Source organism: Streptosporangium sp. NPDC049248, assembly GCF_040678965.1.
Classification (GTDB): Bacteria; Actinomycetota; Actinomycetes; order Streptosporangiales; family Streptosporangiaceae; genus Streptosporangium; species Streptosporangium fukuiense.
In genome coordinates, this window is sequence record NZ_JBFAQY010000013.1 from 217,632 (window position 1) to 231,153 (window position 13,522).

Below are 13,522 nucleotides of genomic sequence, written 5' to 3' on the forward strand. Positions count from 1 at the left end.
AGGATCGCGTAGGTGGATGAGACACGGCAGCGCGACAGGGAGGGCACCAGGCGGCGCATCCTCGACGCCGCCCGCCGGCTGTTCGCCGACCTTGGCTACGACCAGGTGACGATGCGGCTGATCGCCGCCGAGGCGGATGCCAACATAGCGCTGATCAACCGTTACTTCGGCAGCAAACGAGAGCTGTTCGCCGAGGTGCTCGCGATGCAGGGACGCTTCCCCGGCGTCCTGGACTTCCCCGAGGAGGAGCTCCCCCGGCGCCTGGCAGAGTACATCGCCGAGCGGCTCCGCTCGGACCAGGCGAGTCCGGTGATGGCCGCGCTCATCCGGTCGTCCAACTGCCCGGAGATCCACGATCTCATCCGGGACCGGGTCAGCTCGGCGATCCTGGAGCCCCTGTCGGCAAGGCTCTCCGGTCCCGACGCGGCCTTCCGGGCGAGAATCGCCACCGCGCTCATCACCGGGAACGGCACGATGCGCCAGCTCTACGGCCCCGAGTCGAGCGACGTCCCCGACCGTGAGGCGGTGATCGCCCGGCTCACCGCGGTCTTCGAGGCCTGCCTCAGCCGGTGATCATGTGGCATGCCGTGCCGGGGACGTGGTCGACCTGCAGTGTGGTGTGGTCGATGTGGAAGCGCTGGTGCAGCAGTTCGGCCAGCTCGCGGCGGACCCGGTGGCAGTCGCCGCCGGGCATGACGGTCACGTGCGCGGAGAGTGCGGGGAAGCCGCTGGTCACCGTCCACACGTGCAGGTCCTCGACACCCGTCACGCTCGCGTGGGCGATGATCGCGGCGCTCACCTCGGTCGGGTTCACCCCGTCGGGCGCGGCCTCGAACAGGATGCGTCCGGCGTCGCGCAGCAGGCCGTAGGCCGCCTTGGCCATCAGGGCCGCGACGACCAGGGCGGCGATCGCGTCGGCCCGGCCCCAGCCGGTGAGCCAGACGACCGCGCCGGCGATCGCGGTGGCCACGAACGCGTACAGGTCGTTGAGGATGTGCTGGAACGCGCCCTCCACGTTGAGGCTGCTCCGGTCGGCCCTGGCGATGAGCCACGCGGCGACGGCGTTGACCGCGATCCCGGCCAGGGCGGTGCCGAAAACCAGGGCTCCGGCGACCTCGGGCGGCTCGATGAGCCGCCGCACGCTCTCGTAGACGAAGTAGGCGACGAGCGCCACGAACGTCAGCCCGTTGACTGCCGCGGAGAGGATCTCGGCCCGCTTCCAGCCGAAGGTGTAGGCGCCGCGGGCCGGGCGGGCCGCCATCCTCATCGCCACCAGTGCGAGCGCGATGGCGCCGGCGTCGGTGAGCATGTGCCCGGCGTCGGAGATCAGCGCGATGGAGTTGGCGGCGATGCCGATGACGACCTCGGCCGCCATGAAGGCGAGCAGCAGGGCGAGCGCCGCCGCGAGGTAGCGGCGGTCGGCGTCGGCGCGGTGCCCATGGCCATGCCCGTGACCCATCGTAAGATCCATTCTGTCAACACCTGAACATCTGCTCATATGTTAAGCAAGGTGCGCCTGACTCGGCAAGATTCAGCTCCGTCCATGCCCCCGCGCGTGCCCCCGTACACGGGCTCGTGGGGCGGAAACGGGGAGAGGGAAAGTACTAACTTTCGGCGTAAAACCGGGTGAGAGCTTGTGCGGCCCAGGCCTGGGACCGGCTGATCTTTCCTCCTATGTTGGGGTCTCTTGCCATCATGGGAGATGACCAGATGTCCTTTGTGCAGTGGGTGCGCGCGCAGGTGGACCGGCACGGGCACGAACGGTCCTACACCTTCGTGGAGGACCGCAGGGGCGAGCTCGTCGAGCAGGACCGTCTGACCTTCGCCGAGCTCGACGCACGGGCCAGGTCGATCGGCGCCTGGCTGACGGGGCGGCGGATGACGGACCAGACGGTGCTGCTGCTTCACCCGGCCGGTCTGGAGTTCCTGGCGGCGTTCCTGGGGTGCCTGTACTCCCGGGTGGTCGCGGTGCCCTCGCCGCTGCCGCAGACCGATCCCCGTGCGCTGGAACGCGCCGAGGGGATCATCAAGGACGCCGACGTGCGGCTGGTGCTCACCGACTCGGCCAATCTGGACATGCTCGACGCCTGGCTGCGCGATGTCGGCCTGGACGGCACCGTCGAGTGCGTGGCCACCGACGCTCTCGACCTCCCCGACCCCGGGGACTGGACGATGCCCCGGATGGGGCCCGACACCCTCGCCTACATGCAGTACACCTCCGGTTCCACCAGCGAGCCCAGAGGCGTCATGATCACCCACGCCAACCTGCTCCACAACGAGGGGGAGATCTGGCGGGCGATCGGCTCGCCCAAGGTGGGCGTCGGGGTGGGCTGGCTGCCGCACTACCACGACATGGGCCTGGTCGGCATGCTGCTCCAGCCGATCTACGCGGGCGGCGACCTCTACTTCGCCTCGCCGATCGCCTTCGTCATGCGCCCCGCGCTCTGGCTGGAGATGATCAGCCGATACCGGGCCGGATACACCGTCGCGCCGAACTTCGCCTACGAGTGGTGCGCGGCCCGGGTCACCGACGCCCAGGTGGCCGGGCTCGACCTGTCCAGCCTGCGCTTCGCGCTCAACGGGGCCGAGCCGGTGCGTACCGGCACGCTGCGCGCGATGGTGCGCCGCTTCGGAGCCGCGGGCTTCAGTGAGAAGGCGTGGGCCCCGGCGTACGGCATGGCCGAGGCGACCCTGGTGATCACCGCCACCCCGCTGGGGCACGGGCCGACGGTCCGCGGGTTCGACGTCGCGGCGCTGGAGCGGCACGAGGCGGTTCCGGTGGACAACCCGGGAGAAGGCGTGGAACTGGTCGGCTGCGGGCGGCCGATCAGCATGTCCGTGCACGTCGTCGATCCCGGCACCGGAACCGAGCTGCCGCACGGGCGGGTCGGAGAGCTCTGGGTACGGGGGGAGAGCGTCGCGCGGGGGTACTGGCAGCGCGAGGAGGCGACCCGCGACGCCTTCCGCGGGCGCACCGCCGCGGGTGAGGGGCCGTTCCTGCGGACCGGGGACCTGGGCTTCCTGCTGGACGGCGAGCTGTACGTCACCGGCCGCATCAAGGACGTCGTCATCGTCAACGGGCGCAACCTCTATCCCCAGGACCTGGAGGAGGCCGCCCGGCAGGCGCACCCGTCGCTGGGGGCCGGGGCGGCCTTCGGCGTACGTGCCGGGGGCGAGCACGTGGTGCTCGTCCAGGAGATTCGCGAACGGGGCCTCGACGCCCCCGCGGAAGAGCTGGCCCGTGGCGTGCAGGGTGAGCTCGCCAGGTCCTTCGGGCTGCCGTCGATGAGCGTCGTGCTGGTCAGGCGCGGCGGAGTGGGCAAGACCACCAGCGGCAAGATCCAGCGCTCGCGCACCCGTGACCTGCTGCTGAACGGATCGCTGCCCGTCGTCCACGCCGAGCTCACGGCGGCCGTCGCCGCACGCGTCCGATCAGAAGGAGTGTGAGCATGTCCGCCGACGCTGGGATCGCCGCAGACCTGGACATCATCCGCGGCTGGCTGAGGGCGCGGGTGGCCTCCTACGTCATGCGCCCGCCGGAGGAGATCGACCCGCTGGTGCCGGTCGCCCAGTACGGCATGGACTCCGTCTACTCGCTCAGCCTCTGCGGGGACATCGAGGCCGAGTACGGGCTGGAGATCGAGCCGACCATGGCCTGGGAACACCCGACGGTCGCGGCCATGGCCGACCACCTGCTGGGACGGCTGAGCACGGGCCGATGAACGGGGCGTCGCTGGCCGGGCTGCTGTGCGGGCGGCGCACGAAGTGGGTGGTGCTGCTCGTCTGGCTCGGCGTCGTCGTCGTGGCCGCCTCCCTCGCCGGGCGGCTGGAGTCGGTGCAGCAGGACGACGTCGCCGGATACCTCCCCGCCAGCGCGGACTCCGCGCAGGCGGTCAGGCGCATCCTCGGCATGCAGGGGGAGAACCTCTCCCCGGCGACGATCGTCTACGAGCGGCCTGGCGGTCTCGGCGAGGCCGATGACGCCGAGATCGCCAGGGACGTCAAGGCACTGGCCGGGGTCCCCGGGGTGGTGGCCGAGATGCCCACCCCCACCGGCGGCAGGACCTTCGGGCGTGCGGAGTTCGACAGGGAACTCGCGCCGTACCGGGACGCCCGAGGACGGCTGCCCGAGCAACTGCGGAGGGTCGAGCAGAAGTTCCGGGCGCCCAGGCTGACCAAGACGATCAAGTTGATCGCCACGCAGCGGTCCGGGGACGGCGAGGCGGTCCAGGTCGTGGTGATCGTCAGGGACCAGGGCGGCAGGGAGACCGCCGAGATCGTCGACCGGATCCGCCGGGTGGTGGACGAGGGCCGCCCCGCGGGACTGGCCGCGTACATCACCGGCATGGTCGGATTCCAGGCCGACGCGCTGGCCGTGTTCTCGACGGTGGACAGCGACCTGCTGCTGGCCGCGATGGGCGTGGCCGTGGTGGTGCTCCTGATCACCTACCGCAGCGCGGTCCTCTGGCTCTTCCCGCTGGGAACGGTGCTGGTCGGGCTGGCCGTCGCGATGGGGGTGAACTACCTGCTCGCCGCCGCGGGCGCGATCACGGTCAGCAGCGTGGCGGTCTCGCTGCTCATGGTCCTGGTGATCGGCGCGGGCACCGACTACGCGCTGCTGGTCATCGCCCGCTACCGCGAGGAGTTGCGCAGGCACGCCGACCGGCACGAGGCGATGGCGGTCGCGCTGCGCAGGGCCGGGCCAGCGGTGGTGGCGAGCGCGGCGACGGTGGTCGCCGCGCTGCTCTGCCTGGTGGTGGCCGAGCTCAACTCCACCAGGGGCCTCGGGCCGGTCTCCGCGGTCGGGGTGACCAGCGCGATGCTCGCCATGATGACCCTGCTTCCCGCGGTCATGGTCGTCTTCGGGCGCTGGGTCTTCTGGCCGCTCGTCCCGCACCACGACCCGGACGCCGAGGAGCACCCCGCCGACCATGGCAGATGGGGCGCCCTGGGCAGGAGGATCCACGCGAACCCCCGTCTGGTGTGGGTCGTCACGGTCCTCGGGCTCTGCCTGTGCGCGTCCGGGCTGGCCTCCTACCGGGCGGGCGGGCTGGGCAACGCCGACGTCTTCCTCTCCAGGCCGGACTCGGTGGTCGGGCAGGAGGCCGCCGAGCGGCACTTCCCCTCGGGCGAGGCCGACCCGGTCCAGGTGGTCACCACCGAGCAGTACGTCAGGGACGTGATCGTGGACACCGCGCAGCGACCGGAGGTCACCGCGATCTCGCTGGGCGCCGCGGGCAACGGCGACATCCTGCTCAACGTGACGGTACGCGGGGGCGACGGAGAGGAGGCCGAGCAGCACGAGGTGCTCGCCCTGCGCGACCGGCTGCGGGCGGTCGCCGCCCCGGACGTCAACGTGGGCGGCAACGTGGCGCTCATCGCCGACCTGGAGCGCGGCGCGCAGCGGGATCGGGTGGTGATCATCCCGCTGGTGCTGCTCGTGGTCTTCGCGGTGCTCGCGGTACTGCTGCGCTCGCTCATCGCGCCCATGCTGCTGCTGGCCACCGTGGTGCTGTCGTTCCTGGCCACACTGGGAATCAGCTCGCTGGCGTTCGCGCACCTCTTCGGTTTCGCCGGGGTGGACCAGGGGTTCGTCCTGCTGGTCTTCGTCCTGCTGGTGGCGCTGGGTGTCGACTACAACATCTTCCTCATGCACCGGGTCCGGGAGGAGGCGCACCGCTACAGCACGGCGCACAGCGCGATCCTCGGCCTGGGCGCGACCGGCGGTGTGATCACCTCGGCGGGGGTCGTGCTCGCCGGCACCTTCGCGGTGCTGGTGGTGCTTCCGCTGACGCAGACGGTCCAGATCGCCTTCGCGGTGGCCGTGGGGGTGCTGCTCGACACGATGATCGTCCGTTCCGTACTGGTGACCGCGCTCACCCTGGACGTCGGCGACGCCGTCTGGTGGCCGAGTCGCCTGTCCAGGGGCACCCGCTGGTGGCGGCGCGGGCCGCGCCCATACCGGCTGCCGGTGGCGGTCAGGCCGCGGGTCATGCTCAGGCCCCGGCGGCTCGTGCGCCCCCGCGTGGTGCTCGGATCCGGCAAGGTCGCCTTGAGAAAGAGCGAAAAAGTAGGAGGCGAGTTTAGCGGTAAATGATAAAAGGCGTTATTGCGAGGCAGATCACACCTGTGATTTACTTGCCGGTAATAAACGTGGGGGTGGATCGGCGCACACAATGCGTTTCTGCCCCTTCGAGGTGCTAATAAGCGCCCGTCAGGCATTTTCCGGCCCAGATGGAAAGCGTGGCGACGGTGTTCAGCAAGAATTCCCTCCTGCCATTGTCTGCAGCGCAGAGTGGAATATGGGACGCCCAGCGGATTATCCCTGGCGAACCGCTCTACATTGCCCAGTACATAGAGATCTCCGGCCCGGTCGATCCGGAGGTCTTCGCCACGGCCGTGCGACTCGCGGCCGGGGAGGTCGACGCCGTTCACGTACGGATCATCGGCGGCGAGACCGAGGAGGCGGGCCGGGCCGGCCGGGTCGGTCAGATCGTCGAGGAGCGCGAGGTGCCGTGCCCGTTCCTCGACCTCGCCGGGGGAGAACCGGGCGACGGGGGACTCGGTGCGGAGCGGGCCGCTCTGCAGTGGATGCGGGAGGACCTGCGCTCGCCGTTCCGCGAGGACGCGCTCGTGGCAACCGCCCTGATCCGGATCGCGCCCGACCGCCACCTGTGGTATCTGCGCTGCCACCACGTGGTCATGGACGGCTACAGCGGGCCGATGATCGCCCAGCGTCTCGCCGAGGTCTACACCGCACTGGCCGACGGCCGCGACCCCGGCCCCGGTGGTTTCCAGTCGCTGGCCACCTTGCTGGAGGAGGACGCCGCCTACCGCGCCTCCGACCACTTCCAGGCCGACCGCCGCCACTGGCACGGCAGACTCGCCGATCTGAGCGCGGTCCCCGCTCTCTCTCCCGGCACCACCGCCACCTCGCGGTTCAACCGGCGGAGCGCCACGCTCGGTGAGCACGACGCCGCCGCGCTCACCGAGGCCGCGCTCTCCCACGGCACGGCCGTCTCCGGATTCATGATCGCGGCGATCGCGGCCTTCGTGGGGCGCCTCACCGGAGCCCGCGAGGTGGTCCTCGGGCTGGCCGTCACCGCCAGGACCACGCCCGCCGCCCGGCGAACGCCGGGGATGCTCTCCAACGTGCTCCCGCTCCGCCTGACGGTCTCCCCGCAGACGACCTTCGGCGAGCTGTCCGCCCAGGTCACCCGGGAGGTCGGACGGCTGCTGGTGCACCAGCGCTACCGGTACGAGGACCTGCGCCGCGAACTTCGCGGCACGGTGGGCGACCGGCTGTTCGGCCCGGTGGTCAACATCATGCGCTTCGACTACGACCTGAAGTTCGCCGGTCACACCGCCGTCGCGCACCCGCTCTGCACCGGGCCGGTCGAGGATCTGTCGATCAACCTCTACGACGGCTCCGACGGGCGCGGGGTCCGCATCGACTTCGACGGCCACCCCGACCTGTACGGCGAGGCCCTGCTGGCCGACCACCACGGCCGTTTCCTGCGCTTCCTCACCCGCGTCGCCCAGGCGGGCCCCGGCATTCGCGTCGGCGCCGTGGAACTCCTCGACGAGGCCGAGCACATGCTCCTGGCCGACTGGGGCGCCGCGCCGCGCGAGGTGCCGCCGGGTACGGCCGTCTCCCTGTTCGAGGACCGGGTGCGGCGCGCCCCCGGTGCCGTCGCCGTCGTCGCGGGGGACACCGAGATCACCTATGCCGAGCTGAACGCGCGGGCCAACCGGCTGGCCCACCACCTCATCGCCCTCGGTGCCGGACCCGACCGCTATGTGGGCCTGTCGGTGCCCCGCTCCCTCGACATGACCGTCGCGTTCCTCGGCATCCTCAAGTCCGGCGCCGCCTACCTCCCCCTCGATCCCGGCCATCCGCCGGAGCGCCTGGCGACGATGCTCGCCGACGCCGCCCCTTCGGCCGTGGTGACCCGCGCCGACGCCGGGTTCCAAACGCCGCCCGGCATCGAGGTCGTCCAGATGGACACCTGGACCGGCGACGGCCTGCCCGCCACCGACCCGGTGACCGGGCTGCTGCCGGAACACCCGGCCTACGTCGTCTACACCTCCGGATCCACCGGGCGTCCCAAGGGGGTGGTGGTCACCCACGCGGGCCTGCCCGCGTACGCGCGCACCGAGATCGACAGGTACGCGGTGACCGAGGACAGCCGGGTCCTGCAGTTCGCCTCGATCGGGTTCGACGGGGCGGTGCTCGAATGGCTGATGGCCCTGTCGGCGGGTGCGGCGCTCGTGCCGGTGCCCGCCGGGGTGTACGGCGGTGAGCCGCTCGGCCGGTTCCTCGCCGAGGCACGTGTCACGCACGCGTTCATCACCCCCGCCGCGCTGGCGACGGTCCCGGTCAGACCGCTCCCCGGGCTGCGGACCCTGCTGGTGGGCGGCGAGGCGTGCCGCCCCGAGCTGGTCCGCCGCTGGTCCGCCGGGCGCCGGATGATCAACGTTTACGGGCCGACGGAGACCACGGTCGTCGTCACCTGCAGCGACCCGCTGACCCTCCCCGGCGAGACCCCGATCGGCCGCCCGGTCTACGACGCCCGCCTGCACGTGCTGGACGCCGGACTGCGCCCGGTCCCGCCGGGATCCACCGGGGAGCTGTACGTCTCGGGACCCAGCCTGGCACGCGGATACCTGGACCGGCCGGGGCTGACCGCCGAGCGGTTCGTCGCCGACCCCTTTGTGCCCGGCGGGCGGATGTACCGCACCGGCGACCTGGTCCGCTGGGGGGCCGACGGGCAACTCCACTACGTCGACCGCGCCGACCAGCAGGTGAAGGTGCGGGGTTTCCGGATCGAGCTGGGCGAGATCGAGGCGGTACTGGCCGCGCATTCCGGCGTCGAGCAGGCGGCCGTGCTGGCCCGCCGGGACCGGGGGCCCGAGCCGGGAGGAGACCTGCGGCTGGTCGGGTACGTGGTCGGCGGCGCGAGCGCGGAGGAACTGCGCAGGCACCTGCGGCGCTCCCTGCCCGAGTACATGGTGCCCGCCGCGATCGTGACGCTGGACGAGATGCCGCTGACCACCAACGGCAAGCTCGACCGGCGTGCCCTGCCGGAACCCGCGGGGGAGACCTCGGGCCGGGAGCCGGCGACCGACCGCGAACGCCTGCTGGCCGGGTTGTTCGCCGAGGTCCTCGGCCTGCCCAGGGCCGGGGCCGACGACGGGTTCTTCGACCTGGGTGGCGACAGCATCCTCGCCATCCGGTTCGTCTCCCGAGCACGGGAGGTCGGGCTCGCGCTCACCCCGAAGCAGGTCTTCCAGCACCAGACCCCCGAGGCCCTCGCCCTCGTCGCCCACGTCGCGGAGGAGCCCGCGGACGGCACGGATCCGAACGGCCCGGCGGATGACGGCACGGGAGCCGTCGACCTCACCCCGATCGTCGCCTGGCTCGCCGAGGGCGAGGGGCCGATCGAAGGATTCAGCCAGAGCGTGGTGCTCCGGGTACCCCCGGATCTCGGCCTCGACGACCTGACGGCCGCCGTCCAGATCGTGCTGGACCACCACGACGCGCTGAGGCTCCGGACGTCCACGCCTTCGGCGGGTGCCGGGGCGTGGGAGCTGGAGATCGCCCCGGCTGGAGCGGTCCTGGCAGCGGACTGCGTGCGCCGGGTGGAGGTCTCGAACGTTCCGGACGAGGTGGACGAGACGGTGGCCGGGTATGCCGAGCGGGTCCGGGGTGAGCTCGATCCCGGCACCGGACGGATGGTACGGGTCGTGTGGTTCGACGCGGGCCGCGAGCGGTCCGGACGGCTTCTGCTGGTCATCCACCACCTGGCCGTCGACGGGGTGTCCTGGCGGATCCTGCTGCCCGACCTCCTCGCGGCCTGGAGCGCCGGGAGAGCGGGTACCGAGGTACGCCTGCCCGAGCCCACCACCTCCTTCCGCGCCTGGGCGCGCCTGCTCCAGGCCGAGGCCGTGAACCCGGCCTGGGTGGCCGACCTCCCCGCCTGGACCGCGCTCCTCACGCCCTCCCCGCCGACCTCACCGGCGCGGGCCCTGCCCCGGGAGGCTCTCCCTCCCGCCGCGCCGGTACGCGAGCGGGGGACCTGGGGGGAGCGGCGGGAGACGGTCGTGGAGCTCCCCGCCGACGTGGCGGGGCCGCTGCTGGGCAGCGTGCCGGGTGCCTTCCACGGGAACGCCGACGACGTGCTGCTCGCCGGGCTCGCGGCGGCGGTCGCGAGGTGGAGCGGGCGGCGTTCCGTGCTCGTCGACCTGGAAGGGCACGGCAGGCAGCAGATCCTCCCCGGCGTGGACCTGTCCGCGACCGTGGGCTGGTTCACCGCCGTGCATCCCGTCAGGATCGACGCGGGCCCCGTCGACTGGGCCGATCTCAAGAACGGCGGCCAGGCCGCGGGCCAGGCGGTCAAGCGGGTGAAGGAGCAGCTCCGCGCTCTTCCCGACCCGCTGGGTTATGGCCTGCTGCGCCACCTCAACCCCGACACCGCACCCGCACTCGCCGCACTGCCCCAGCCGGAGATCGGTTTCAACTATCTAGGCCGGATCACCTCCTCCGGGCTGGACTGGGAGCCCGTGGCCGGCGGGCTGTCCGGCGGCCAGGACGCCGCCGCCCCGCTCAGGCACGGCATCCAGATCGACGCGATCGCCCTCGGCGACGTCCTCCGCGTCACCTGGACCTGGGATCCCACCCGCCACGCCGACAACCGGATCGCCGAGCTGGCCACCGCCTGGTCGGAGGCTCTGACCGGTATCTCCCGGCATGTCGGAGGCGGCCTCACCCCCTCCGACGTCGCGGTACCCCTCACCCAGGACGACCTCGACGAGCTCGGCCCCGGCCTCCAGGACGTCTGGCCGCTCGCCCCGCTCCAGCACGGCCTGTTCTTCCACTCCCTGCTGGAGGTGGACGTCTACACCGCCCAGCTGACCCTGGACCTGAGCGGCCCCCTCGACGCGCCACGGCTCAGGGCCGCCGCGGAACGCCTGGTCCGCGGACACCCCAACCTCCGTGTCTCCTTCGAGCTGCGCGGCGACCCGGTGCAGCTGGTGCACCGGAGGGTGGAGGTGCCGTGGCGGGAGGTGGCGGGAATCGACGCCGAGACGGTGGCCGCCGAGGAGCGGGCCCGGCGGTTCGACCTGTCCCGGCCGCCGCTGCTCCGTTTCGCGCTGGTACGGCTCGGACCCGGCAGGCACCGGTTGATCCTCACCAACCATCACATCCTGCTGGACGGCTGGTCGACACCGCTGCTGGCGGCCGAGCTGTTCGCGCTGTACTCGGGCCAGGAGCCCGTCCCCGCGCCACCGTACGAGAACTACCTGGCCTGGCTGGTCGGTCAGGACGGCGAGTCCACGCGGCGGGCCTGGGAGCACGCGCTGGACGGTTTCGACGAGCCCACCCTCGTCGCCCCGCACGCCCCGGCCGAGCCGGTCGCGCCCGCCAGGGTCACCGCCGAGCTCGACGACGGCCGGACCAGGGCGCTCACCGCTCTCGCCCGCACGCGCTCCAGCACGCTCAGCACCGTCATGCAGGCCGCCTTCGGCCTGCTGCTCGGCCGGCTGACCGGCCGCCGGGACGTCGTCTTCGGCGGTACGGTCTCCGGCCGCCCGCCCGAGTTGCCCGGGGTCGAGCGCATGGTCGGCCTGTTCATCAACACCCTGCCGGTCCGGGTCCGGCTCGACCCCGCGGAAACCGTGGGTGACCTGCTGCGCAGGCTCCGCGACGAGCAGGCGGAACTGCTGCCGCACCACCACGTCGGCCTTGCCGAGATCCGGCGCGGCCCCCTGTTCGACGCGCTGCTGGTGATGGAGAACTACCCCGTCGACTCCCGTACGGCGATCGGCGACCTTGACCTGACCTCGGCGGACGTGGCCGACGCGACGCACTATCCGATCACGCTGCTGGTCGTGCCGGGGGACGTGCTCCGTTTCCGGCTGCAGTACCGGCCCGACGTGTTCACCGAGGCGGAGGCCGCGGCTCTGCTCGACCGTTTCCTGGGACTGCTGGCCGAACTGGTCGCCGAGCCGGACACCGCCGTAGGCCGTCTCGACGGGCTCTCCTCGGGCGAGCCCGTGCCGGACCACCGGGACGACACGGCCGCGGACGTGCCCCGCACCACGCTGGCCGCGCTGTTCGAGGCCCAGGTCACGCGGACGCCGGACGCGACGGCGCTGGTGTTCGAGGGGGACGAGCTGAGCTACGCGGCGTTCAACGCGCGAGCCAACCGGCTGGCCCGTCTGCTGGTGGCCGAGCACGGGGTGGGAGCCGAACGAGTGGTGGCGCTGATGCTGCCCAGGTCACCGGACCTGCTGGTCGCCATGTACGCCGTGATCAAGGCGGGCGCCGCCTACCTGCCGGTCGACCCGGGGCTTCCGGCGGCGCGGATCGCGTCGATGCTGGACGACTCCCGGCCGGTTCTGGTGATCGACGGTGACTGGCTGGGCCGTGCAGACGCCTCCGGGTATCCGGCTTCCGATCTCGGTCTGCCGCTCGTGCCGGAGAGTCCGGCGTACGTGATCTACACCTCCGGTTCGACGGGGCGGCCCAAGGGGGTCGTGGTCACCCACGGTGCGATCGTCAACCGCCTGCTCTGGGCCCAGTCCGAATATCGGCTGGGTCCGGCGGACCGCGTTCTGCAGAAGACGCCGGCCGGATTCGACGTGTCGGTCTGGGAGTTCTTCTGGCCGCTTCAGACCGGTGCCGCCCTGGTCGTCGCCAGGCCGGACGGGCACCGGGACCCGTCCTACCTCGCCGGGCTCATCGACTCCGAACGCATCACGGTCCTGCACTTCGTCCCCTCCATGCTGGCCGCCTTCCTGGAGGCGGTGCCCCCTTCTGGTTCGCCGGAGATGTCCGGAACGGGGGCGGCTCTTCGATTTCTCATCTGCAGCGGTGAGGCACTGCCGCCCGCGCTCGCCGACGAGGCGGCGGCCCGGCTGGGGGTGCCGGTGCACAACCTCTACGGCCCGACCGAGGCCGCGGTCGACGTCACCTTCTGGGAGCACCGTCCCGGCACCGAGACCACCTCCGTGCCGATCGGTCACCCCGTCTGGAACACCCGCCTCCATGTGCTGGATTCGTGGCTGCGGCCGGTTCCGGCCGGGGTGGAGGGGGAGCTGTACCTGGCCGGGGCGCAGCTGGCGCGGGGGTATCTGGGGCGGGCGGGGTTGACGGCGGAGCGGTTCGTGGCGTGTCCGTTCGGTGGTCGTGGTGGGCGGATGTATCGGACGGGGGATGTGGTTCGGCGTCGTGGTGACGGGGTTGTGGAGTTCGTGGGGCGGGTTGATCAGCAGGTGAAGGTGCGGGGTTTTCGGATTGAGCCGGGTGAGGTGGAGGCGGTGTTGGCCCGGCATGGGTCGGTGTCGCGGGTGGCGGTGGTGGTGCGGGAGGACCGGCCGGGGGATCGGCGGTTGGTGGCGTACGTGGTTCCGGCCGAGGGGGTTTCGGCGGAGAGGGTTTCGGCGGAGGGGGAGGCGGCCTCGGTGGGTGCGGGGCCGGTGCTTGATGTGGGGGAGTTGCGGCGGTTCGCGGGGGAGG

The 13,522-nt window shown here is 71.9% G+C and carries 6 protein-coding genes; 5 read left to right on the forward strand and 1 reads right to left on the reverse strand.

The window, feature by feature from the left end; translation table 11 throughout:
• Positions 1-12 precede the first annotated feature (12 nt).
• Positions 13-573: a TetR family transcriptional regulator gene (locus AB0K21_RS24340; RefSeq protein WP_343967269.1), complete on the forward strand. Its 561-nt coding sequence runs from the start codon at positions 13-15 to the stop codon at positions 571-573.
• Here the strand turns inward: AB0K21_RS24340 and AB0K21_RS24345 are convergent.
• Positions 563-1,459 carry a cation diffusion facilitator family transporter gene (locus tag AB0K21_RS24345; RefSeq protein WP_364153361.1) on the reverse strand — a complete coding sequence of 299 codons (897 nt, stop codon included), beginning with the start codon at positions 1,457-1,459 and terminating at the stop codon, positions 563-565. The genes AB0K21_RS24340 and AB0K21_RS24345 overlap by 11 nt on opposite strands.
• A gap of 251 nt (positions 1,460-1,710) precedes the next feature.
• Between AB0K21_RS24345 and AB0K21_RS24350 the strand changes: the two genes are divergently transcribed.
• The 4 genes from AB0K21_RS24350 to AB0K21_RS24365 form a co-directional block, all read left to right on the forward strand.
• Positions 1,711-3,447, forward strand: coding sequence for a fatty acyl-AMP ligase (locus tag AB0K21_RS24350; protein WP_343967265.1), 1,737 nt, complete (start codon positions 1,711-1,713; stop codon positions 3,445-3,447).
• Between the two features lie 2 nt (positions 3,448-3,449).
• Positions 3,450-3,722, forward strand: coding sequence for an acyl carrier protein (locus AB0K21_RS24355; protein WP_343967263.1), 273 nt, complete (start codon positions 3,450-3,452; stop codon positions 3,720-3,722).
• Positions 3,719-6,097 (forward strand): MMPL family transporter, encoded by a 2,379-nt coding sequence (locus AB0K21_RS24360; protein ID WP_343967261.1) that lies wholly within the window; start codon positions 3,719-3,721, stop codon positions 6,095-6,097. Before AB0K21_RS24355 ends, AB0K21_RS24360 begins: the two co-directional genes overlap by 4 nt.
• Before the next feature lie 182 nt (positions 6,098-6,279).
• A partial coding sequence (locus tag AB0K21_RS24365) for an amino acid adenylation domain-containing protein (protein ID WP_364153366.1) occupies positions 6,280-13,522 on the forward strand: 7,243 nt, incomplete at its 3' end.